21 protein-coding genes and 1 tRNA gene are annotated in these 23,969 nt (G+C 54.6%); 8 read left to right on the top strand and 14 right to left on the bottom strand.

Annotated features, from left to right (window positions below):
• Window positions 1–5: 5 nt before the first annotated feature.
• From KT71_RS14055 to KT71_RS14070, 3 genes are all read right to left on the bottom strand, one after another.
• Window positions 6–1,153, bottom strand: a protein-coding gene (locus KT71_RS14055; RefSeq protein ID WP_169729177.1) for an IS3-like element ISGpr2 family transposase whose coding sequence is annotated in 2 segments (ribosomal slippage) — window positions 6–916 and window positions 916–1,153 — 1,149 coding nt in all. Because the reading frame shifts where the segments join, the coding sequence is not laid out codon by codon here.
• A gap of 41 nt (window positions 1,154–1,194) precedes the next feature.
• Window positions 1,195–3,231, bottom strand: a complete 2,037-nt coding sequence (gene drmD, locus KT71_RS14065; RefSeq protein WP_023660095.1) for a DISARM system SNF2-like helicase DrmD — start codon at window positions 3,229–3,231, stop codon at window positions 1,195–1,197.
• Between the two features lie 48 nt (window positions 3,232–3,279).
• Complete coding sequence (locus KT71_RS14070; RefSeq protein WP_023660096.1) at window positions 3,280–4,335, bottom strand: DNA cytosine methyltransferase; 1,056 nt, start codon at window positions 4,333–4,335, stop codon at window positions 3,280–3,282.
• Window positions 4,336–4,958: 623 nt separating this feature from the next.
• Here KT71_RS14070 and KT71_RS14075 point away from each other — a divergent pair.
• Window positions 4,959–6,308: a tyrosine-type recombinase/integrase gene (locus tag KT71_RS14075; protein ID WP_008294702.1), complete on the top strand. Its 1,350-nt coding sequence runs from the start codon at window positions 4,959–4,961 to the stop codon at window positions 6,306–6,308.
• Window positions 6,309–6,462: 154 nt separating this feature from the next.
• Window positions 6,463–8,895, top strand: coding sequence for a hypothetical protein (locus KT71_RS14080; protein ID WP_008294701.1), 2,433 nt, complete (start codon window positions 6,463–6,465; stop codon window positions 8,893–8,895).
• Window positions 8,896–9,142: 247 nt separating this feature from the next.
• On the opposite strand, the gene KT71_RS14085 is transcribed toward KT71_RS14080, so the two are convergent.
• Both KT71_RS14085 and KT71_RS21405 read right to left on the bottom strand, forming a co-directional pair.
• Window positions 9,143–9,742 carry a hypothetical protein gene (locus KT71_RS14085; protein WP_152025250.1) on the bottom strand — a complete coding sequence of 200 codons (600 nt, stop codon included), beginning with the start codon at window positions 9,740–9,742 and terminating at the stop codon, window positions 9,143–9,145.
• Window positions 9,743–10,546: 804 nt separating this feature from the next.
• A complete protein-coding gene (locus tag KT71_RS21405; protein ID WP_008294699.1) occupies window positions 10,547–10,894 on the bottom strand; it encodes a type I restriction-modification system subunit M N-terminal domain-containing protein in 348 nt (115 codons plus the stop codon).
• 262 nt (window positions 10,895–11,156) lie between these two features.
• Between KT71_RS21405 and KT71_RS14095 the strand changes: the two genes are divergently transcribed.
• From KT71_RS14095 to KT71_RS14105, 3 genes are all read left to right on the top strand, one after another.
• Window positions 11,157–11,696: a hypothetical protein gene (locus KT71_RS14095; RefSeq protein ID WP_008294698.1), complete on the top strand. Its 540-nt coding sequence runs from the start codon at window positions 11,157–11,159 to the stop codon at window positions 11,694–11,696.
• Between the two features lie 115 nt (window positions 11,697–11,811).
• Window positions 11,812–12,030 (top strand): helix-turn-helix transcriptional regulator, encoded by a 219-nt coding sequence (locus tag KT71_RS20195; RefSeq protein WP_023660100.1) that lies wholly within the window; start codon window positions 11,812–11,814, stop codon window positions 12,028–12,030.
• Between the two features lie 183 nt (window positions 12,031–12,213).
• The gene (locus KT71_RS14105; RefSeq protein WP_008294697.1) at window positions 12,214–12,744 is read left to right on the top strand and encodes a hypothetical protein; all 531 of its coding nucleotides are present in this window, start codon (window positions 12,214–12,216) and stop codon (window positions 12,742–12,744) included.
• 151 nt (window positions 12,745–12,895) lie between these two features.
• Here KT71_RS14105 and KT71_RS14110 read toward each other — a convergent pair.
• The 7 genes from KT71_RS14110 to KT71_RS14145 all read right to left on the bottom strand — a co-directional run bounded on the left by KT71_RS14110 (window position 12,896) and on the right by KT71_RS14145 (window position 19,607).
• Window positions 12,896–14,070 (bottom strand): IS3 family transposase gene (locus tag KT71_RS14110; protein ID WP_152025221.1). Its coding sequence is split into 2 segments (ribosomal slippage): window positions 12,896–13,800 and window positions 13,800–14,070, totalling 1,176 coding nucleotides; the frame shifts between segments, so codons are not numbered across the junction.
• A gap of 896 nt (window positions 14,071–14,966) precedes the next feature.
• Window positions 14,967–15,043: transfer RNA gene (locus KT71_RS14120), tRNA-Arg, on the bottom strand.
• 36 nt (window positions 15,044–15,079) lie between these two features.
• The gene (locus KT71_RS14125) at window positions 15,080–15,505 is read right to left on the bottom strand and encodes a hypothetical protein (RefSeq protein WP_008294696.1); all 426 of its coding nucleotides are present in this window, start codon (window positions 15,503–15,505) and stop codon (window positions 15,080–15,082) included.
• 79 nt (window positions 15,506–15,584) lie between these two features.
• A complete protein-coding gene (locus KT71_RS14130; protein WP_008294695.1) occupies window positions 15,585–16,370 on the bottom strand; it encodes a TSUP family transporter in 786 nt (261 codons plus the stop codon).
• Between the two features lie 11 nt (window positions 16,371–16,381).
• The gene (locus KT71_RS14135; protein ID WP_023660103.1) at window positions 16,382–17,056 is read right to left on the bottom strand and encodes an energy-coupling factor ABC transporter permease; all 675 of its coding nucleotides are present in this window, start codon (window positions 17,054–17,056) and stop codon (window positions 16,382–16,384) included.
• A 177-nt stretch (window positions 17,057–17,233) separates the two neighbouring features.
• A complete protein-coding gene (locus tag KT71_RS14140) occupies window positions 17,234–19,306 on the bottom strand; it encodes an NADPH-dependent 2,4-dienoyl-CoA reductase (protein WP_008294693.1) in 2,073 nt (690 codons plus the stop codon).
• Window positions 19,287–19,607, bottom strand: coding sequence for a hypothetical protein (locus tag KT71_RS14145; protein WP_008294692.1), 321 nt, complete (start codon window positions 19,605–19,607; stop codon window positions 19,287–19,289). Before KT71_RS14145 ends, KT71_RS14140 begins: the two co-directional genes overlap by 20 nt.
• Before the next feature lie 242 nt (window positions 19,608–19,849).
• On the opposite strand from KT71_RS14145, the gene KT71_RS14150 reads away from it, so the two are divergent.
• The 3 genes from KT71_RS14150 to KT71_RS14160 all read left to right on the top strand — a co-directional run bounded on the left by KT71_RS14150 (window position 19,850) and on the right by KT71_RS14160 (window position 22,557).
• The gene (locus KT71_RS14150; protein WP_008294691.1) at window positions 19,850–20,644 is read left to right on the top strand and encodes a thioesterase family protein; all 795 of its coding nucleotides are present in this window, start codon (window positions 19,850–19,852) and stop codon (window positions 20,642–20,644) included.
• 159 nt (window positions 20,645–20,803) lie between these two features.
• Complete coding sequence (locus KT71_RS14155; protein ID WP_008294690.1) at window positions 20,804–21,664, top strand: bifunctional helix-turn-helix domain-containing protein/methylated-DNA--[protein]-cysteine S-methyltransferase; 861 nt, start codon at window positions 20,804–20,806, stop codon at window positions 21,662–21,664.
• A complete protein-coding gene (locus KT71_RS14160; RefSeq protein WP_008294689.1) occupies window positions 21,661–22,557 on the top strand; it encodes a DMT family transporter in 897 nt (298 codons plus the stop codon). Before KT71_RS14155 ends, KT71_RS14160 begins: the two co-directional genes overlap by 4 nt.
• Here the strand turns inward: KT71_RS14160 and KT71_RS14165 are convergent.
• Window positions 22,554–22,817 (bottom strand): hypothetical protein, encoded by a 264-nt coding sequence (locus KT71_RS14165; RefSeq protein ID WP_023660105.1) that lies wholly within the window; start codon window positions 22,815–22,817, stop codon window positions 22,554–22,556. The two genes, KT71_RS14160 and KT71_RS14165, sit on opposite strands and share 4 nt — an antisense overlap.
• Before the next feature lie 16 nt (window positions 22,818–22,833).
• Complete coding sequence (locus KT71_RS14170) at window positions 22,834–23,967, bottom strand: aminotransferase class I/II-fold pyridoxal phosphate-dependent enzyme (protein WP_008294687.1); 1,134 nt, start codon at window positions 23,965–23,967, stop codon at window positions 22,834–22,836.
• Window positions 23,968–23,969: the final 2 nt, after the last annotated feature.

Genomic DNA, 23,969 nt, shown 5'->3' on the forward strand with positions numbered 1-23,969 from the left:
GTTCTCTAGACACTTTCCAGCTGTTTTTCGTGATGCTGTTCGTAGTCTACAGGTGACAGCAGGCTGTTCGAGCCATGCCGGCGTCTGACGTTGTAGAACATCTCGATATAGTCAAAGATATCGGCCCGGGCATCCTGCCGGGTCGGATATATCTTGCGCTTCACGCGCTCGCGTTTCAGTAGCTGGAAGAAGCTTTCAGCGACTGCGTTGTCATGGCAGTTGCCGCGTCTGCTCATACTGCCCTCAAGGCCGTTTGCGCGTAGAAACGCGCTCCAGTCATAGCTTGTGTATTGACTGCCCTGGTCCGAATGAACAAGTACCTTGCTCACCGGCTTGCGACGCCACACCGACATCAACAAGGCATCTAGAACCAGATCGCTCGTGATCCGTGATTGCATCGACCAGCCAATCACCCGGCGCGAGAATAAGTCGATGACCACGGCCAGGTACAACCAGCCTTCGTGGGTCCGAATATGGGTGATGTCGGTCGCCCATCGCTCGTTCGGCGCAGCCGGATTAAACTGTCTCTGCAGTACGTTAGGCGTCACATCATGCGCTTTGCCAACCTTATGCCGTGGCTTGCGATATCCAACCTGCGCCCTGATTCCAGCGTCTTTCATGAGACGGTGGACACGGTTGGGGCCGCAACACTCGCCTATTTCATGCAAATCACGATGGATCTTCCGATAGCCATACACAGCACCGGACTCGAGCCAGAACTGCTTGATCAGGCCAGAGAGCCGCTTGTCCTCACAACCGCGAGCCGATAGCGGCTGTCGACGCCACGCATAGAAACCGCTGGGGTGAACGTTAAGCAAAGAACACAGATGCCGCACCGGCAACTGGTGGCGATGGGATTGAATAAAAGCGTACCTCACTCGGATTGGCTCGCGAAGTACGCCGCGGCTTTTTTTAGAATGTCACGCTCCTCCGTGACACGCTTAAGCTCTTTTTGTAGCCGACGAATCTCGGCCTGATCATCAGCCTCCACTCGATGTTGCTCAGCAGCCGGCCCGTACTTCTTCACCCAGGCATACAGACTGTGCGTCGTCACGCCCAGCCGACTGGCCACGTCCGCCACGCTGTAGCCGCGATCCGTGATCTGGCGAACGGCTTCTCTCTTGAATTCTTCGGGGTAACGCTTGTTGCTCATAAACACCTCTCTGATAGCCATTTTGTATGGCTGAAAGGTGTCTAGCAAACTGGTGGCGATTCAACACTACCCATATCTTCACGCATTGATTCCAGCTTTCTAAGGGCGCGAATGATGTCCTCTTTATGCCCCCCTACTGCTTTACCATCGGAGTCACCCGCATCTACCGGGTGCCAGATCAGTACCTCACTTTCCTTTTGTCCATGGCGGTCGATACGGCCATTACGCTGTTCCATAACATTAGGGTTGTAAGGAATCTCCAAATGCATGAGGCAATTACAGTAGTTCTGCAGATCAATACCTTCTGATGCCGCATCTGTGGCCAATAGGATTCTTACGTCTGCATCCTTTGGGTTTGTTTGGAATGCGGCCTTTACGTCTTCACGCTCCTCTTGGTCCATACCTCCATGAATGATGGCCAATCGATCACCACCATAGCCCGCTTCAGTGAGGATTTTTTGTAACCATTGCTGTGTTGTTCGGTATTCCGTGAACAATATGACGCGACGATGATTCCAGTCGCTATCCGTCTTGAGGTTCGCCTCAATCCAAGTGCATATCGCATCAGCCTTGGAGTCGCTTTGATGCTGTGCGGACTGGGCCCAATCTCTTAATTGGCTAATCAGTCGCTTTTGATCGCCCGTCAGGGGCGCGCTGCGCTTGGTGGCTTCCTCTACGGCCTCTTCCTGCGCCGCCTCGTAATCCTCGTCCCTAGCGTAGTCCTCTTCGGCCTTAAGCAGCGCCTTTCTGAGGATCCGCTCCTCAATAACCGTCGCCTTGGCAGGCTTACCCCCTTGGTTGACCGTATTCACATGCTTTTCGAGAGTAGAAGCGAAAGCCGCCGGAGACGAAAACAACCGTTTCTTCATAAGACTGTTTACAAAGTGGGTGCCGATATATTTTCTGTCTTGATCTGCCGTCTCTTCTCTACTTTGGCAGTAATCATCAAGTAGCTGATGGACTCGCCGCTCTTCGTTAGAATAATTGACCTCAAGTGCCTGAAGCTTTCGCTCTGGATACAGAGGATTACCCTTGGCATCGACCAGGTCAGTCTTCAAGCGTCGAACCATAGCCTGCTGCAGCTGTTTTTCGTCGGGGAGTATGTTGCGCGCAAAGCGTTGATCGTCTAACAACTCTAAAAGCGACGTAAATGATTCTGTATAACCGTTGTGAGGGGTCGCTGTTAGAAACAGCTTGTGTTGAAAGTGCGGCGCTATCTCTCGTATCAATCGCGTGCGCTGACTTTCTAAGACATAGTTCGCAGAGCCGGATGGTGCGATGTTGTGCGCCTCGTCCACCACCAAAATATCGAATTTTCGAGGGTAACGCTTGGCTCCAGATAAGGTGTCTCGCATCAATCGCAGTGCTTCACCCGATTTGAGCCAGTCTTGAGAGGTGATCAGACGAGGGAATGACGTCCAGGGGTTGGCATGAATACCAAGATCGCGCCTCATTTGACGGATATAGTCGGTATTGACGATCTTGAAATCCAAACCGAACTTCTCCTGCATCTCATCCTGCCACTTCTGTTGCAGAGACGCTGGGCAAATAACAAGGACGGAGCGCGCTCGATGTCGGAGCAGCAATTCCTGGATGACCAGACCCGCTTCGATGGTCTTGCCCAGCCCTACGTCATCTGCGATCAGTAGGTTCGCCCGAGCCATGTTGATGGCCCGAACTAAGGGGTCGAGCTGAAAGTCTTCTATCGATACGCCACTGCGAAAGGGCGCCTGGAGGAACCCTCTGTCTGCGTTAGTTGCTGCGCCCCAGCGCACGGCGTCCAAGAAAGCATCTAGCTTTTCGGCATAGTCGAAACCGGTGATTTCGGGGAGGCCCGCTTTCTCAATGATATGGGCGCCGGGCTCAATCTCCCAAACGACCTGCAGTTCCTCGCCTAACCCATCCTCATCAATTGAGGACAGCGTGACTAAGTGTTGAGTGGCGCGACCAGCGACGCTCGACTCGGAAGCCACAATATCTGCAACAACCCATTGGCGTCGTCTCACTTCAACGAGTTGACCTGGTTCTGGGACCGCAATGATTCGACTTGCTTCAACTGCTTGCTGTTGTTGCTCCAACTCTAATGAACTCCTTTCATGAGCCTGAGGTAGTCCGCATGTGGGCTCTTAACCTCGACTAATCCCAACCTCTTTCACATGTAGCTTGATACTCACTGCAACTGCTCGAGCCAGCTCGACGGGGACAGCATTACCAATCAACCTACCTAGCGCCTTAAATTGCACCTTTTTTCGGGACTCGACGAACTTATAGCTTTTGGGGAAACTCTGGAGAATTGCCGCCTCCCTGAGGGAGATCGCTCTATCTTGATCTGGATGACCGAAGCGACCGTTACCGAAGCCAAAACACTGTGTTGTCATGGTGGGTGACGGCTTATCCCACTCCATGCGGCCATACACGCCAGGGAAAGTCTTACCACTGCTACGCTTATGACAATCGGCGACCAAGTGCTGGGGCCAATCACGCCAGGTACCGCCAGGCTTTGACGCCTTCATACGCTTCATATTCAGATCACTAAGTGTAGCTGTCACGTGCAACGGATCTCGTGGAGCACCCTCGCCCGCAGCGAGCGGCCTCAGCCTACCGATGGCTTGCTTCACAGTCCTTGGTTTTGGGGTTGTAGGGGGCACTAATTCGATATCCCCGTGCAGCGAAGCTAGCAAAACCAACCGCTTGCGACTCTGCGGTACGCCGTAATCACAACTATCAACCACCTTGAACCAAGTTCGGTAGTTCAGACGCTGTAGCGTATCGACAAAATCTAAAAATACGGGATGCTTCGCGAGCTTGGGAACATTTTCCATCGTTATGACATCGGGTTTGGTAGCTTTGGCCAGCCGGGCGAACTCATACAACAAGGACCATTTATGGTCACGGAGCTCGTCATATCGCTGAGCGTAGGTGGAAAAAGGCTGGCAAGGAGCGCAACCAGCGAGGATCTTGACCCGCGCATTGCCAAACAATGCCGTCAGTTCGCTGGCAGTAAACTCAGCTACATCTTTCTCTACAAATACGGCTTCGTTGTTTGCTTCATACGGATATCTACAGGCCGAATCCAAATCAACTCCCGCGGCCACGCGCAGGCCCTCAATACCAAAGCCGTGGGTTAATCCGCCCGCTCCACAAAACAAATCTACACACGCGACGCGATCATCCCTTTCCACAAACTGACCTCTTCTGATTGTTTCAAACTGATTGTATCCGTACGAATCAGTCGCTGCATTTGTTTTACACCACGGTAGGAGTCGCGCCGTTAAAGCTAGTCGTCGACGAAGGGTTCCTGGTTCTTGCTAAACGTTCAGTCCGCAACACCATGGTTCTGCGTAACACTCGCTCCTCTTCTGTAGAAAACTGAAAAAAGGCCAGAAAGATAGGTAGGAGCAGGGCACGATTGGCTCAAACAGCCTAGGGGCTGTTTTCGGGTCTGCGACCCGCCGTCGCTGCGCTCCTGCGCCCAAACTGCTCCTATTCGTCGCAGTTTGTCGAACGAGCACGTTCTTCGGCAGGAACACTCCGGATACAAAAAAGCCCCACCCGATGGGTGAGGCTTTTTTGTATATGGCGCGCCCGGCACGATTCGAACGTGCGACCGCCTGGTTCGTAGTTAAGTTCGCAAGCATCCAACCAAACCTCAGAACATCCAGAATATTCAAAAAATACAGCAAATTATAGGCATATTTAGAAACCCATTGTTCTAACTAGTCCAGCATGATCCAATACAATCTCATAAATTTGTGGGTGCAGTGTGGGTGCAGGAGCAGCACACGAGCAATCAAGGTATACGAACATGGCTCTCAACCTGTTAACTACTGCCAGGTTAAAAGCGGTCGCTGAGGAGGATATCGGGACTATTCTCAATGATGGTGGTGGCCTCCGAGGTAGGGTGCGAAAAAATCGTGCTGGGGATTTAACAGTGCAGTTCGAGTACAAGTATCGAGATGGCAAAAAGTACAGGACCAGTAAAGTAGAGCAGTGGCCTAAGCGATCGCTTGCCGAGATCAGGGAGATATACCGGTCGATAAAAACAGGCCTCGCCAAAGGCGAAGATCCGATAGAGCTTCGTAAAGCCGAAAGACTAGAGGCTCAACTCGATCAAGCTAACCGCCTAGAAACGCAAAGACGCGAACTCGAGCGCCTTGCATTTGAAGCCGCTAACACTCGAACACTCACAGACGCTATTTACCAGTGGGAGAAGCTAGAGCTCTCGCGGCGTAAGCGTGGCGGCGCTGAGGCTATAAGAGCCATCAAGAAAGACATAATCCCGGCACTAGGTGGAATGCCGCTCGCAGACATTAAGCGCGCTATGCTCATCGATCAGCTCGACCGTGTCGTGGAGCGTGGATCGCTGGTAATGGCCAACCACCTCTTTGGCGACCTCAAGCAGTTTTTCACTTATGCGGTAGCTAGGGATTGGATCGACGTTCATCCGCTTGCGGGCCTTACCAAGGAGAGAATTGGTGGTCGTCAGAAGGAGCGCGACAGATACCTGTCTGATGAGGAAATCACTGAGCTTACTGAGCGACTTCAATCGGCCAACTTATTGATCACAACTGAACAGTCAATCTGGATTATGCTATCGACTTGCTGTCGCGTAGGCGAACTCTCGCAGGCGCGGTGGGAAGATATAGAGCTGGAACAAGGTGAGTGGCGCATCCCCGCTCGCAATAGCAAGAACGCTAGAAGCCATATCATCTACCTATCAGAATTTGCCAAGATTCAATTTGAAGAATTACATCGGATTACTGCGGGCTCAAATTGGTGTATTCCGTCGCGCAGCAGAGAAGCGCATATCGATCAAAAATCGATATCCAAGCAGATCAGAGACCGTGTCCGCAAAACCTCTCTCAAAGGCCGTAGCAATTCGTCAGGGACCCTTTTGCTAAGCGGCGGACCTTGGACACCGCATGACCTACGGCGAACTGGAGCCACCATGATGGGCGAACTCGGTGTGATGGGGGAGGTAATAGAACGTTGCCTGAACCATGTGGAGATAAATAAACTGAAGCGTACTTACCAACGTCATGAGCTGAGGGCTGAGCAGCGCGAAGCCTGGCGATTGCTGGGTGATAGACTAGAGCTGCTTTCAACTGTTGATCCAACTGGAAATGTCACCGTGGGAAGTTTCAAGCGCGCCTAGTCGCTCGAGTATCCTATCTCTTGAACGTCGCGCGATTTCCCAGTTTTGTTTTCGGCACACCACCACGCCCAGGCTTTTACTGACCGCTCACCGACACATAGAGTCGCAGGGAGTCGCATAACGCGTCGAATGGCCCAAAAAAGAGGAGAATTACGTGCAAACTCTAGCCAAAGGACAAAAAGCTCTAAAAGAGCTCATAGACACCTTGAGCTCAGACTCGAACATGAATGAAGCGCAGACAAGGTTCCACATAATCGACCGCGTACTATTTCATTGCCTAGGCTGGTCGAAAGACGTGGTGGAAGTCGAGAACCATGAAGAAAGAAAGTTCACAGACTACGAGTTAGGCTCGCCCAGAAGTGCAGTGCTCGAAGCAAAACGTGAAGGAACCTTTTTTGAAATCCCGGCCAGTTTATCAAAGAACCTAACCATCGACTTAGATTCGATAATGAAGCTAAGTGCGGACGCCTCAGAAGCCATTAAGCAGGCGCAAGGGTACTGCAGCCAGAGAGGTATACCGATAGCAATTGTAAGCAATGGACATCAATATATAGCGTTCCTCGCTTCCCGACAGGACGGGGTATCCGTCTACGAGGGCGACGCAGTTGTCTTTCACAGCCTGCAACACATGCTTAAAAACTTTAATTCAGCATGGCAACTCCTCTCTCAGGCCGGGATAGCAGATCGGAATATTGCGCGATACTTAATTTCAGGTGAGAGCGGGATACCAAGCAAACTTTCCTCGAAACTAACAGATCATCCGTCGGCCAGATATCAGAGTGAGATGCAGGCAACGCTCAGCCAGCTATCAGAATTGTTTTTACAGGATCTTATTGACAATAAAGAAGTAGAGAAGGCTTTTTTTGCAGAGTGCTATTGCGAAAGCGGCTCGCTATCCAAATATGCACTACTTAGCAAAAACATTCTCGAGGCACGGTACGCATCACTCTTTAGCGGCCACGAAGCCGCGCCGCATCTCACCCCAGTGAAAGACAAAAAAACTGACAATTTTTCACCAGGGGTGCTTACAGAAGCTATCGCGAGGAGGCCCATTGTGCTGCTTGGGGATGTCGGTGTTGGTAAAACGTCGTTTGTAAAGAATCTCATCTACAACAGTGCATATGACGAATTTCAGAGCGCCATTTACATTTACATTGATCTAGGTTCCACGGCCGCGCTCTCTGTGGATTTGAAAACCTTTGTGCTAAATGAGGTAGAGCGCCAGTTGTTCGAGAACTATGACATTGATGTTAGTGCACACAAATTTTTGAAAGCAATTTACGCCTCAGACATACATAAATTTGGAAACGGCATATGGGGAGCAAAAAAAACAAGCGATCCAGATCTGTACGATTCAAAATTACTTGAAATGCTTGAAGCCCTGACAAAAGAAAAGGACCAACACCTCAAAAGGTCCATAAATGGCCATGCAAACTCAACTAAAAGACAAATCATAATCTCGCTTGATAATGCGGATCAGAGGGATTTTGAGATACAGCAAAGCGCATTTATTATTGCTCAAGAGTTCGCGAAAGACTGGAACTCCACTGTCTTCGTCTCTGTAAGACCTCAAACTTTTTTCAAATCCAAACGATCAGGCGCATTAGCTGCTTATCCACACAAAGTATTCACAATCTCTCCGCCCCGAATTGATGTCGTTGTAAAAAAGAGACTTTCATTTGCATTGAATATGGCAGAGGGAAAAGTTTCGATAGAAACAATTGACTACGTTCGGCTCAACGCTGGAAATCTAGCTCAGTTCTTGAAAGCACTAATTACATCGTTATCGAGCAACTACGAGTTGTATGAGTTCTTATCGAACATCACCGGCGGCAACATTCGAGCGGCGATCGAGTTCGTAACTAACTTCATTGGTAGCCCAAACGTCGATGCTGAGAAGATAATTCGAATAATGAATGAAGAAGAGAGCTATCAGATACCGCTTCACGAATTCACGAAGTCAGCACTGCTGGGCAATTACTCCCATTATAACGCAGATACATCGATAGCCATGAACGTCTACGACATTGCGTCAACAGACCCAAAGGAGCATTTTCTCAAGCCAATTCTGCTAGCCCTACTTGAGAGCGCCCAGGAGCTCCACGACAATGATGGCTTTTGCAAAACAAAGGAGCTAACAAGTGAACTGCAAGGGCTGGGATTTACTCTAGATCAAATCACCAGAGCATTCAGGGACTGCACTAATAAAAAACTGATCGAAACGTCTCAGCGAGTTACATTCGAGGAAGACATCAACGGTGTGTTAGTTGGAAAAATACCCGATTCATTCAGGGTCACCTCTATCGGTGCATACCACCTCAAGCGGTGGATGTCTGTGTTCACCTACTTTGACGCCATGGTTTTTGATACCCCGATCTTAGACAAAGATGCTCGCGAAAAGTTGTCCGAAGACCTAAACTCTTTCAATATCAATGCCAGATACTGCAGAGCCGTCGCCTTCAAAAGTTACTTAATGGACGTATGGGACAACATGGCTAACAAACCGCATTTTTTCGACTTCAATCAGTATTGCGACGCTGGAGAAAATACATTTTTTGCGGTTAAACGAGCGATCGAAAGACATTGATACTTAACTTCTTGGAAGTTCAAGTTCACCGCAAAATGATGAAGGCTAATTGCAATGGTGCAGACATGACCCGAAAGGGATCGCACGGCTGCTGGATCGAGCATGCCATTAGCAGTCACTCATAATCACGACCAACGATCCCCGCCTTCGGCCAGCAGAAAACGTTTATGCTCCCCTAGACGAGTATCTCTCGAGGTAGATGGTGCCGTTGTTTGGAACCTTGCTTCACCAAATTGATATTTTTTTGCTAAAAGTACTCGAAATAAAGATCATCAAGGCGATCCAACGTATCGCTCACTGTAAATCCAGTGGTTTCGGGGCAATAGGACTCCAGGTCAACCGTTCTCGCCCTAGAACTTGCTCGTTCGTACTTTTTTTTCAGACCATCTAAATATTGAGCGTCGCTTCCGTCAGCAGCATCAAAGAGTGCTTCGATCATCCTCTCTATCGGGCCGGCCACGGAAAGCAAACATCTGACATCTTTTAATTGAGTCTCATTGCTTTCTGCATCTTCCGTCATTAAATATTCAAGTCGATCAATTCGCTCATTAAAGTCACCTTTACCGTCGCACCGCTGAAGATTTTTCGTGAGCGTCAGGAGCTCTCCTATCAGCCGTCTTTGCTGCTCCAATTCAGCTTCCAGATATCGAATATTTTGATTAACCGTAAAATCGAACTCATCTATCGCAGCGTCGAAGTTGTAGTCATAAAACCCAAAAGCATCACGCTCCGCGTCCGATACGGTTTTCGATTGCTCGATATTCTTCCCTATCAACAGCTGAGCTTGCGCCCAGTCCGCGCTACAGTCACTCATAGCATCCATTGAAAACCCAACGAGCACGCTCAACAAAAAGGTCCTAAGGTAAATACACTGCCTCGGCATTACAGGGAGCCTCCTCTTACAGTTCTGCACAAGCCGAGATCACCTGCGCTCGTTGATAGCCAGTGGGATGATACCAACTAGGTCGCGTGGGGCCTTGTAACGATACAAAAAACGATATTGCCGCAAGCGAAATTTTTGGGTGCGTGTTTGCCGCCGCCCAGCAATCAGCCTCTTTCTCATACCCCCGGCGCAACCACGTTCGGTTGTATTGGTTTGCTTCGAAGTATTCACGCTTCAAGTGTCCGCGATAATGGTGGCCGTACTCATGAGCTCGAAAGAATTCGCACACTAACGGTCCGACATCAAAGCAGATATCAGGGTTGTAATAAATTACAGGCCCGTATCGATTGTAAGATGCCATGGCGATATCGGTTAGAGATAAATCTGCTATCTCCTGGACTCTCGAGTTTGCCGCACTGGCCGCAACGAGAAGAACACATACAAAACAAAGCCTCATTGATTCAGCTCCTTGATAAACGTTATGTTGAAGTTGCTGTAAGAAAAACGAGCTACGAAGCAAATGCTGTCCATACTCTTTCAGCCTGGGACCGGTAAGTGTAGTTATCAATGCGAGGGTTAGTGATCTCGATTCATTTATAACACGCCGACGCTTGGCATAGTCGGAACTGGTGCCCGCCCCGGATCGACTGTGGCGGCCACGGGTCCCTTTAGATTTCCGTGGGCTCTTATTGGGTCTATTAAAAAATATCAAGACATGCAATCGCGGCAGCTGGAGAGGAAGACCATGCAGCGATCAACCAATCACCTTTAGAAGCCTATGCGCGAGACTGGGGCTGCGCTGCTAATCACTCCCGAGCTTCGCCAGCAGTCGAATGTTTTCCTGCCACTCCAGTTCATCACATCAGTGTAGCGAACCTCCGCACCTCTCAAGCCCAAGGAGCGAAACAGCCTCTTGTTTTCGTCAACCTGAGCCAGCACATTAACTTTGCTGCCCTCTAACACGCATTCCAGGCGACGAAGAATCGCAAAGGGCAATATCACCCTCCCGTACTGAGATTGCCTGAAATCGCCGCGCAGTAGGTCTGCGAGCGCCCATATGTCGGCGGCTAGGTTATTGTCGTTTTGGGGCAACTGCCTGCAGTCCTTATCTTTCAAATCCTATTACCTAGCTCAATTCAAAGACGGCCTTATACAGCCAACGGATTCGAGCGTAGGCGTAGTGTCCATTAAAAGCCCAGAAATCACCATTACATCCGATATAATCCTGGTGTAGATTTCGAATGTAAAGGTTCTCATAACTCTGGAAATGCAACCACGGGGTACTCAACTGATGACCGCTTCGCAATTTGAAATCAGCTCCTGACGTCCTAGCTCTCCCTGGCTGGCTTCCTCGCCCGCCTCACGGCTGTGTTTGCCAATGAGCATGCAACCACACAGCCTCTTCTTTAGGGCTTACCGGGCAGCCCTCAAGGGTGATGCGAAAGCCGCAAGATTCTTGGTGTTAGCGGCACGGGAACAGCTATTGCGCCGTAATTCACTTCCCGGCGGCCTTGCCCGGTTTTTGGTGCGCCAAATAGATGACCCCACCAAATTCGCAAGACTAATGACCAAGCCGGTCAAGAAGAAAAAAGGACGCCCTTCGATAGACGACGGCGCGCTTTACAAAAATTTCGATAGCTTTGTGAGACAGGTCTTCTTTGGGCAAAAAAAGTCCGAGCAGAACGCAATCATGCTTGCTTACCTTTCATCCGTGGGACATCCGATAAACGAAGCTGGGACCAAAAAGGAGTCTGCTAGTGAAATCGTGGCGAAACTGACTGATCGCAGCGTGCGGTCGGTTCAAAACGACTACTACCAGCATAGGCCCCGACTCAGCGGATCAGAATCAGAGCTTGAACTTGGAAGAACATACATTGAGTTCAAGAAAGAAATGAAGGCGCTGAGGAAGAAAAACTAGGAGCTCGGCTTTGTCGCAGTAAATATCGATTGTGCTGCTATTTATTGCGATGCGGTAGAAAAACATCGCACTCATCATTGTAGCCATGTTCAACAAGCCGCAAGGAGGCACGAGCATGGTCAACAAGGTCCTCAGACTACCCGCTGTCAAAGCCCGAACAGGTTTATCCCGATCCACCCTATACCTTCGCATTTCCAATCACGCGTTTCCGCGGCCAATATCGCTCGGCGGAAGATCAGTGGGCTGGTTAGAGCACGAAGTCGAGTCATGGATTGAGGCTCAGAAAAATTTAACCCGCCGTCAGTCTGAAGTCCGAGCGGAGGCCAAAAAGTGAACCATTTAGAAGCTGTTGCGTTATGCAACACATGGTGCGCTCAGGCCGCCAAGACGCCCGACACGCCACTTATAGAGGACCGAGCTAACCATCAGCGGCTGAATCTGAAGACAGGAGGAGAGGCACTGCGCTTGCTTGAAAGATCAATCACGGGAGAGCCGACTGCAGATATAGAACCGCAGGATGAAACAGGCCTCAACGACAGAACCTGCAATGCGTAGAAGAAAACGCAAAGAGGATTTTCCACCTGGAGGCTTCGGAGGCCTGCCCAAAGTCGTTTGGAAGCACCCGGACTACCAGCAACTAAGTGGTAACGCGGTAAAGCTCCTCATGGACTTCGCTTGTCAATATGATGGGAGCAACAACGGTGATCTAAGCGCAGCGTATAGCGATTTGAAGAAGCGCGGTTGGCGCTCCAAGGGAACAATAGCAAAAGCCCTTGAGCAACTTATTGATGCAGAAATGGTTATTCGGACACGCGAAGGTAAATTCCTCAATCCTGGTGGAACGTGCGCGCTGTACGCTCTGACTTGGAAAAGCATAGATGATTGTGAGGGAAAGAACCTCGAAGTGAAATCAACGATAACTCCACGACGAAAATTTTCTGGTGACCAAAGCAAAAACCCCGGTCCAAAAGCTGGTCAAAGACCGGTCCAAACAGAGGGGCGAGTGAGGCCGCGTGACGCGATGGGACGATTCCTGTCGGACCAATAAGAGGGGCGATTATGGAGCCGCACTTAGTCCAAATATTGGTCACCTTACTAATTTACCATGTGTTAGTGCTTAATTTGGCGGCGGTTTAGTTCGTATCACCACCTTAATCAGGGCAGGTTGGGGTCGGTCGGTTTTCGTAGAGTCCACCGGCTCAATATGCCACCTGACTGTGGCGGTGCTGCGTAGCGTACTGTACCGGGGATAGGTAACCGAGGCGCGCTTGTTTCCGAGTCCGGTTGTAGAAGATCTCAATATACTCCCGGATCGCTGCTCTCGCCTGCGCACGCGTCTCAAAGCGTTCATGGTGAATGAGCTCCGACTTCAGGATTCCCCAAACGCTCTCCATCGGCGCGTTGTCCCAACAGTTTCCTTTGCGGCTCATGGACGACAGCATCTGGTGCTGCCGTAGCAGCTGCTGATAGCTCCTCGCACAGTACTGACTGCCGCGATCGGAATGATGAAGAAGCCCAGGACCTGGTTGCCTGACATCGATCGCACGGCGCAGTGCCGTCTCCGTCAGGTTAACCGTCATCCGTTCCGACATCGCGTATCCGACAAGCTCCCCGTTGAACAGGTCTTTGATGCCTGCCAGGTACAGCCAGCCCTCGGCGGTGTCGACGTAGGTGAGATCCGTCAGCCACACCTTGTTCGGCACATCGACGGAGAACTGTCTGGCAAGCCGGTTCGGCGCCACAGGCAGCCTGTGCTTCGAGTCCGTGGTCACACGGAACCGCCGCTTCTGCTTGCAGCGAAGGCCCTGCTCGCGGCGAATACGCTTGATGCGGTGTACGCCGACACGAATACCGTTGTCGGCAAGATCGGACTGAAGTCGCTCGGGACCATACGTCCTGCGCGTGCGCTCGTGAGCCGCCTTGATCTCCAGCGTCAAACGCGCGTTCGCCTTCGACCGTGGTGACGGCGGCCGCTTGCGCCAGGCGTAGTAGCCGCTCTCGGATACGTCCAGCAGACGGCACATCGCGGCGACAGAGTGCTCGTGCCGTAGCCGGTGAATCTGCGCGTACCTCACCGGGATTCCTTCGCGAAGTACGCCGCAAACTTTTTTAGCAGATCGCGCTCCTGCTTGACCTCAGCGAGCTCACGCCGGGCACGGGCCAGCTCCATCTCAAGCTCTGTGGGTGCGCGCTGATGCTCACCCACCTGCTTCAGCTTTCCTGCCCGGGCTGCACGCACCCAGTTACTGAGACTGCTCTTGGGGATCGACAGCCGCTCTGCCGCCTTCGCCACCGACATGCCGGTCGACTCAACCAGCTTCACGGCCTCAGCCCGGAACTCCGGCGTGTAAGATGCCTTGGGGATTCTTTCCATCGTTGTCCTCCAGATCGTAAAGATAAACGATCCGATGGACTCCACGAATTCCGACCGACCTCAGGTATACGAGCAAACTAATCGTAGTCGAGCTGGCGACGTCGGCTGCTTCGTATAAGCTGCCAAATGATTTCGGTAAAAATGGAGTGCAAATTTGTGGGTGGGCTAGGAAGCGGACGGAGATCTCACTGGCATGCAAAAGGCATAGTCGAAAACCACTTCTCAATTGACGTAAGACGATGGCGGAAGTTAGGACTGCTGCGAAGTGACCATTCCTTCGCTTGGCATTGGTTCGATAGTGACGCAGTCATTGCCTCAATCAACGTGCGCAAAGAGTTAGATCGCCTAGTGCTCAACTACCGATACACAGCTGCAGCAGAGACCTGCGGTGACGTCAGCTTACCAACTGATCTTTATTGGACAGACTGCAACCTAGGCGGGCAGCGGCCATGGTTCTTATGCCCGGCCGAGAACTGTGGTCAGCGTGTCGCTTTGCTCTATTTTGACGCCGGCTTCTTTGCCTGCCGCCATTGCCTCAAGTTGGTATATCGGAGTCAGAGAGAAGCCCCGCATCAACGCGCTATGCGCATGGCAAACCGTATTCGCGCACATCTTCAGTGGCCAACTGATATTCACTACAGGCCAGGGGGAAAGCCGCGCGGTATGCACTGGAGCACGTTCGCGCGTCTCAAAAAGCGACACGACTCGTTAGTGCTCATAAGCGAGCAGGGGTTTGCCTCAGATTTGACGCAACTGACGCAACTGACGCAAGCGAGGCTAAGTTAAACGCGGATGTACCGATCAGTATTGTGGGTGCAGTGTGGGTGCAGGAAGCACGCGCCTCTGAACTAGAGGCGGGATATTTGCGAGATGTGAAGGTAAGTCTTTGTTTTATATGGCGCGCCCGGCACGATTCGAACGTGCGACCGCCTGGTTCGTAGCCAGGTACTCTATCCAGCTGAGCTACGGGCGCGAGGGGGCGGAACTATAGGTATCTGAGGGATTTCTGTCAAGGCTGAACGCCACCATCAATACTGCCACCCTGGCCGTAGGATGAGAAAAACAGCCGGAAGGGGATTTTTTGGTCACTATTGAGTTTTATGAGCAAGCCATAGTGGTCGTTATCGTAGTCATCGACCCATTCTGACTCGAGTTCCGGCAGCAGGTCGGGCATCTCTCTTTTCTCCGGCGCCCGCGCAACCACCTTGACCTCTTCCATATCGGTTTCGCTCAAGAGCACCGCTTTTGGGACCTTGATCATGGCTGTCTGGTTACCGGTTACCGGATCTTTTTTAACATCCATCACCTGGGCACCCGACTTCACGTCTCTGTGACCCTTGACCAGCTCCAGCCAATCGCTCTCCATACCGAGAGATTGCGCCAGCCCCAGTGCGGGAATCATCGCTGCAATCGCCACTAAGCTTCGAAAAATCATGAACAATGCCTCTACCTGCCAAACCTCAAGGGTAGCGGGATTTGAACACGGCGTCAGCCTCCTCCCCCGTCGACGGCTTTTAGCCAGCGCTCCAGTCCATCCAAAATCGCGCCAGACCCGCAATACTGACCATGAGCAGGGCGAACCCCAGGTAACGGAAAAACAACTGGGTATCCGCACGCAGACTGTAGGCATGGAACTTCAAACCCAGCACATGCCCCATAGCCGCACAGGGCAATAGCCATAGGTGCTGCGCCCACTGTAGATCCACACCGGTGGCAATAAAGGCCAGGAGTTTGAGACCCACCAACACAAACCACAGTACAAACAGCGTGTCTCGCAGCTGCTCTTTGGACACACGACTGGCGGCCACGGGCACCACCAGGGGAGCTGCGATGAGAGACACACCGCTCACGTAACCCCCAATCATCAGAAAAATCGCATCAATGCGCGCGCTGTTACTTTTGAACGGCCGCCCGACTATGTAACTAATTGCATATAGCGTCACCGTGCAGAAGATAAACCCCGTAACCAGAGATCCCGGCAGAGTAATCACCCCCGCCACGCCAATGAGCTTGGGCACGATCATCAGGGGCAGCGCATAGCGAAGAAAGTCCCAGTTGACCGTACTCACCGCCCTACCCTGCCGGGCATCCGCGCGATGCGCCTGCCATACCGTGAGACCCGAAAAAAACAGCAGATGCACAGAGATAATCGGCAAAAAGAGCAGGGGCTCGTCACGGATAAGGAGCAAAAACGGCAGGGTGAGCACGGCTCCGCCAAAACCCAGACCCGAGCGCACGAAGCCGCCCCATATAAACAGCAAAGCGATGGCCCCGTACTCCCAGGGCAGCAACTCAGTCATGGAGGCAAGGCTTAGGGGCGGCGATCATCAAGGTAGAAGGTATCGTCAAAGGTTTTCAACCAGTCAGGATAGAAGACAGCCAGCGCCGAGACGCACATGCCGTTGATAAAGCCCTCAGAAAACATGATCAAAAACAGCAGGGGCCAAAACTCTTTTGCATTGTCCAGATAGCTTGTGAGGCCGCTCACCCAGAACAGCAGCACGCTCACGATCGCAAGGAGCAAAATGACCAGGCCTCCACCGGCAAATCCCGCGCCCAGGGTATACACAAAGGGGTGGCGCAGCGCGGGTCGGTGCAAACTCTTACCCAATAACCAGGTGCTGCTTGCGGGCAGCACCACGCAAAGCATCACCGACAGGGGGTAAGCCGCCCAATCCAGCCCCTGAAGCACATAGAGCGCAATCATTACCAGAGACGCCCCGAGGATCGTAAAGGACCAGCCCACCACCAGGGTCAGGGTTGTGATACCCAGAAAGTGCAGCACCAGACCATCTACCAGGTGAATGTTCAGCAGCCACAGGAGCAGACAGGCGACGGCACCACCGGCGACCAGATGCATGCGACCAGGCTCTTCGGTGAGCGACCGCCATCCCCCATAGCGCAGGGCGAGCACCACGCTCACCAGCATGGCGATGGAGGCCGTCACAAGAATCCCGTCGGCTAACAAATGGGCAGGCACGTGCACGTTTTAAACACTCAGCAAAAATTTCTGTTGGTGACGCGGCATAGGGATACCGCCGCCGTCGACAAGCGTCAAAGGCGCCGGCTGCTCAACCGGACCGGGCAGTCAGGCCGCGTCTCATACCGCTTCCCTTACCGCGCCTGTTGCCGCGCCTCTCACCGCGCAATAAAGCCCCTGAGACTACAGTGCCGCCGCCAGGCGACAGGCCTGGTCAATGGCGCGTTTGGCATCTATCTCTACGGCCAGGTCGGCACCACCGATCAAATGCACGCCCTCTCGCCTGTCTTTCAGGGCATCAAAGAGACTACGCTCTGATTCCTGTCCCGCGCAAACGACAATGGTATCCACGGGCAAGAGCTGCGGCTCTTCGTCGATGGTGACATGAAGCCCGCGATCGTCGATGCCGTCGTAGCGCACACCTTTGAGCATGTGCACGCCGCGTCTCTTTAGCGCGAGCTTGTGGGTCCAGCCCGTGGTGGGGCCCAATCCTCGCCCGGGGGAGGTAGGTTTGCGTTGCAACAGGAAAATCTGCCGATCAGCAATCTCCACCTGGGGCTCGACACCGGCCACACCACCCCGGGGATGATTGTCGAAATCGATGCCCCATTCCCGGGCAAACACATCTTTATCCAGGGCCGCCGATACGCCGGCATGGGAGGCAAGCTCCGCGACATCGAAGCCGATGCCCCCGGCACCGATAATCGCCACGGCTTTACCCAGGGGACGGGTTCCACGAATCGCCTCGTCATAGCTCATCACCATCGGGTGATCGATACCGGGAATCTCCGGATCCCGGGGATTGAGACCCGTCGCCACAATCACCTCATCCCAGTCCTCGGAAGACAGCTCCTCCGGGGAAACGCGATGTTCCATCCTGACCGTCACGCCCGTGAGCTCAATCTGGCGCTCGAAGTAACGAATGGTTTCGGCGAACTCCTCTTTTCCGGGAATGCGCATGGCCAGATTGAAATGCCCACCCAGCTCATCACTCGCCTCGAACAGGGTCACGGCATGTCCCCGGGACGCTGCGGTCGTGGCAAACGCCAAGCCTGCAGGACCGGCCCCGACAACCGCAATGCGTTTGGGAGACGTCGTTGGCCGGTACTCCAACTCCGTTTCATGGCAGGCCCGGGGATTCACCAGGCAGGATACGGTCTTGCCCCGAAAGGCATGATCCAGGCAGGCCTGATTACAAGCGATGCAGGTATTGATTTCGTCGACGCGACCTTCAAAGGCTTTTTTGGCGAACTGCGAGTCGGCGAGCATGGGTCGTCCCATGGAGGTGATGTCCGCCAGACCATCGGCAAGCACCTGCTCCGCAACCGCCGGCATATTGATGCGGTTGCTGGTGATCATGGGGATCGACAGCTCTTTACGCAGGCGCCCCGTAACCCCGGCAAACGCTGCCCTGGGTACCCGCGTGCTGATCGTTGGCACCTGGGCCTGGTGCCACACAAAGTGCGTGCTCATGATGGAGGCGCCCGCGGCTTCGATAGCTTTGCCCAGGGTCACCACCTCATCCCAGCTGCTGCCATCGGCCATCAGCTCCATGGCCGCGATGCGGTAAATCACAATGAAGCCGTCTCCCACCGCCTCCCGGGTCCGCCGCACAATCTCTACGGGCAGGCGCATGCGGTTGGCATAATCGCCACCCCATTCATCCTGCCGGTGGTTGGTTTTTTCGAGCAAAAAAGTGCTCAGGAGATAGCCCGCAGAGCCAATGATTTCTACGCCGTCATAGCCGGCACTTTTGGCGCGCTGCGCACAACGCACAAAATCTTCAATGGTGGATTCGATATCCTCGGGGGTCATGGCCCGGGGCTCCCGGGGGTTGATGGGTGAGGCAATGGGTGACGGCGCCACGGGGTCCGCGCTGTAAGCCAGGTTCCCTGCGTGAAGAATTTGCAGACAGATTTTGCAGTCGCTAGCCGCTGCATGCACCGCATCGGTAACCACACGGTGCATGGGCACGTGGGCGTCGCTGTTAAATGCCCCGTACTCCCCGGGCGCCAGGGCCGCTGAGTCATTCGGCGCATTACCGCCGGTGATAATCATGCCCACGCCCCCTGCGGCACGTTCGGCGTAATAAGCTGCCATGCGCTCAAAGCCCGTGGGACCCAGCTCCTCAAGCCCCGTGTGCATGGACCCCATCAGGATGCGGTTCTTTAAGCGCGTGGACCCCAGCTCCAAAGGGGAAAACAAATGGGGAAACTCCGGATGCATCTCAGCGGTATCAACCTGCGCCAGTGACATCGAGATACCCCCTGTCGATAGCCGTCTCCAGGGCGTTGACCGCCGCGCGCAGCTCTTCGTAGGCCTCGCGCTGACGGGCGAGCATGGAAATCTGCTCGTGGGAGGGCATTTCGGGAGAAATCTTGGAAATGTCGATGAGTTCCTGGAGGTACGACAGTCGCGCTCGTGCCGCCATGGTGATCACGGGGCGCATGTCGTCGACACTGAGCTCCGGTATCGCGGGATTCATGATTTCGCGGTTGATATCGCGGCGTATCTTTTCCAGCTCGAGAAGCAGCCTGTTACTGTCTTGTCCTGTCATGGAACACCTTTATATGGCGTGCGTCGGTAATTGTTATCCCTCAAACATTCACAGGAAACTCTTCGAGGGTCAAGAGACAGAAAACCCTCTGCTCCCCGCTGTCTGGGGCACGGGGAGCCCGCCCGGATCCTGTCACCAAAAAGGCCCCTCCAGGGGCTGGTATCCCCATCCCGGAGGGGGTACCTTTTCGCTCCCAATGCTACAGACACCTCCATCCACGGTATTCCAAAGGCTGAGACGTCATGAGCTTCGAAACCGCAACTGCCATTAACAGTGAACAACACCCCTATACCGCTGAAATCGCCGAGGGCTGGGACGTCGTGGGCAATGCCAATGGCGGCTACCTCCTCGCCATCGGCGCCCGCGCCATGGCCACCGCCGCCGCCCGCCCCTATCCCATCAGCGTCACCGCCCACTACCTGTCACCGGGCCGTCCTGGACCCGTCACCATCGACCCCCAGATCGTTAAAGCGGGAAGACGCCTGACCACGGTCCGCGGGACCCTGGCCAGCACGGAAAAACCGCTCATCGAGCTCCTCGGGAGTTTTGCGGACCTCGAGGGCTTCGAGGGGCCGGCGCGGGTGGACGCGAGCCCGCCGGACATGCCGCCCCCCGATGAATGTCCCCGCACCGTGCCTGATCTGGAACTGGGATTCCCACCGGCAATGATGGGGCGCGTGGATCTTCGCCTCCATCCCGATGACGCCAATTTTCTGAGCGGCAAACCCTCCGGCGACCCCCTCATCCGCGGCTGGCTGCGATTTCCCGATGACGAGCCCATGGACCCCTTCGGCCTGTTGCTGGCAACGGATTGTTTTCCACCGACCATCTTTAACGCCAATCTGCCCGTCGCCTGGACGCCTACCGTGGAACTCACCGCACATATCCGCGCCATTCCCGAACCCGGCTGGCTGCGCTGCCGTTTCAGCACGCGCTTCATCAGCGGCGGCATGATGGAAGAAGACGGCGAAGTCTGGGACAGCAGTGGTCGCCTTGTGGCGCAGTCGCGGCAACTGGCGCTGACACCCAAGGCCTGAGGCCCCGCGCCCGATAACAAGTCCTGACCCCGGGCTCCTAGCAAGAATCGGGTGGCTTCACCGCCCCCCGGGGTAAACACTGACGCACCCTGTCAGCAAGAGAGAAGCGTCATGCACCCCACGAGCGCGTCCAGCAGTGAGACAATCCGAAGCGTGACTATGCCCACTAGCCCCACCACCCCTACCAAAAGCCCTTCGCCCGATCACGCCCACTATCGACTCGTAGCCGATGCCATTGCCTACCTCCGGGAGCATCAGCGGGAGCAACCCGATCTGGCGAGCCTGGCGCGGGCCATGCACACCAGCGAATCGCATCTTCAGCGGGTGTTCAGCAGTTGGGCGGGCGTATCCCCCAAACGGTTTTTGCAGATCATTACGCGGCGCTATGCGGTGGAGGCGCTTCGCGATGACGCCTCGGTACTCGATGCAAGTCTCCATGCCGGGCTCTCCGGGCCGGGTCGCCTCCATGATCTGACCCTCAGCTGCGATGCCATGACGCCGGGAGAGATTGCCGGTCGCGGCAAGGGCATCGCCCTGGAGTACGGCTGGGGTGACAGCCCCTTTGGCGCGGCTTTCGTGGCCTGGAGTGACCGGGGCGTATGCCAGCTCAGCTTTCACGAGGCGAAGAACCCGGAGGTCCTGCGCGCCTTCGAGGATGACTGGCAAGGGGCAACGCGCGTCGAACACAGCGCCGCCGCGTCGGCACTGCTGCAGCGGATTTTTGCCAACCCCCTGGAGCGGGGAAAATTACACTTGTTGCTGCGGGGTACCAATTTTCAGGTCAAGGTCTGGGAAGCGCTCATGCAGGTCGCACCGGGGAGACTCGTGAGCTATCAGCAACTGGGTGCGCTTGCAGGCACGGGTCAGGCCCATCGCGCCGTGGGTTCCGCGATGGCGCGCAATCGTATCGCCTATCTCATCCCCTGCCATCGCGTGATACGCCAGGGAGGGGACTGGGGGAACTATCGCTGGGGTCTCGAGCGTAAGCTGGCCCTGCATGTCTGGGAACAAAGCGCTTGAACGCGGCACAGCTTTTACAGCTCATCGCGCTGGCGGCCATTTGGGGCTCGTCGTTTATGTTCATGCGTCTGGCAGTTTCCCAACTGGGACCCACCTGGCTGCTGGAAATACGACTGCTCGCCGCATCATTGATTTTGCTGATTATCAGCAGAGCCCTCAGACGACCCCTCAATATCAAAAAGCATTGGCGGCACTATCTGACCCTGGGGGCTCTCAACACCACCCTGCCCTTCTGGGCCTTCGCCTATGCGGCGCAGACACTCCCCGCCTCCATGCTCGCCATACTCAATTCCACCGCCCCTCTCTGGGGAATCCTCATCGGCTTTTTATGGCGGGGCAAAGCCATCACACCCCGCGCAGTGATCGGCCTGCTGCTGGGCATGGCGGGGGTCGCGAGTCTCGTGGGCCTCGGCGGCCTCGCGGTGCAACCCGAGGCACTGTGGGCGGTGGTCCTCACCGCATCGGCTGCTATCTGCTACGGCATCGCCAGTAGCTACGCTGAGTACGCTGAAAAGGTCGAGACCTACGCCAACGCCCACGGCAGCCTGTGGGCGGCCACGCTCCTGGTACTGCCGTTTATGCCCTTCGCGCCCGTCCCCGAGGTCTGGGCTCCGGGGGCGGTAGCGGCTGCCCTGGTGCTCGGCGTGCTGTGTACGGGGGTCGCCTACCTCCTGTACTTTCATCTTATTGCCACGGTAGGCGCCCCCTCGGCGCTCACCGTGGGCTACCTGATTCCCCTCTGGGGCGTGCTCTGGGGTTGGCTGTTTCTGGATGAGGCCGTGGGGCTACACACACTGTTGGGTGCAGGACTGGTGCTCAGTGGCACCATGCTGGTCACCAACTTCAATCCGGCGCGGGGGTTACGGATCCTCCTGAAACGCCGGCAGGGCTAGTCCGACAGAAGCTTCAAACGTCGCAGCAACAGCATCAAGACAAAGGCCAGGGGTGACACTCCAAGCACCAGCACGACGAGGAGCAGGGGCAAAACCAGCAGCGCCCAAAGTCCATCAAGGGCGCTAGGCTCAATATCCGCACTCACCTCACCACCAATCCCTCCGGTAAACAGCAGCAACAGCGCCAGGAGAACCCCCAGGGCAATACCGCTGAGGAGCGCCATGCGTAGCTGTGTTTTTAAAAAACGAATAAAGGGCATGGGGTGCCAGCGAGATTCAGGCGCTGCCGAGGATTCGGCCCGTAAGCGCATTCATGCGCGCGAGACCGGCGCGCAGATGCTCGTCGGGCAACGCCGAGCTGAAGCGAAAATGCCCCTCAACGCCAAAGCGCGAGCCGGGTATCACCAGTACATCTTCCTCCCCCAGCAACCGCGATGCGAAGGTATCGGAGTCCACGGGCAGATTGAATTTTACAAAGGACATCGCCGACGCCTGGGGAGGCACCACAGAAAACACCTCGGGGTGATGCGCCAGCTGTTCCTGCAGGGTGTCAAAGCCCCGGCGAATCAATCGCCGTGCCCTCGCGGTAATTGCGTCCCGGGCGGTGGGCGCGAGCGCAGCGGCAGCCAGATGCATGGACATCATGGTCGCGGTGATCGATGCGTACTCGTGGCGGCGCCAAAAATCGGAAATCAATGACGCCGGGGCAAGGAGCCAGCCGAGACGCAGGCCGGGCAGACCGTAGGCCTTGCTCATGGAGTTGATGGCGATCACGCGTTCGTAATTACCCCAAAACGAGGGTGTTGGCTCATCGCTGTTTCGCTCCGTACCGCTGTAAACCTCATCGGCGACGATCCAGGCCCCGACGCCACGGGCCGCGGCGATAATCGCCTCACGATCCTCATCACTGAGCACCTGACCCGTCGGATTATTGGGATTGACCACATGGATGATGCGGGTTCGCTCGTCCACCGCCGCCGTCAGACCGTCACCGTCGATGGCCCAGGCACGGGATGGCAGCATGTCCACGGTGCGCACCTCAAAACCCAGGTTGTGGGCATTCCCGGCGAGCTGCTCGTAGGTGGGACTGAAGCGAATGACGTTATCGCCGTCCTCAAGGAGCGTAGCCGCTACCAGGGTATTGGCTTCCGTAGCGCCCACGGTAACCAGCACGTTGTCGGCGTGGGCCTTGGGGTATAGCGCCGCGATGCGTTCTCTCAGCAGCTGGTTCCCATTGACCTGGGGATAGTCCACCAGGGTGGCAAAGAGCGCGTCTCTGTCGATGTCTGCCAGGTCACACAACTCGGCATAGCTCATGGGGTGCACACCGCTTTCGGAAAAGTTGTACTGCACCCCGTGTTCCAGCTCAGACAGGTACTGCTCTACGGCAAAGGCCTTAAATTCCCCCACGG

Origin of the sequence: Congregibacter litoralis KT71 (assembly GCF_000153125.2) — a bacterium.
Taxonomy (GTDB): domain Bacteria; phylum Pseudomonadota; class Gammaproteobacteria; order Pseudomonadales; family Halieaceae; genus Congregibacter; species Congregibacter litoralis.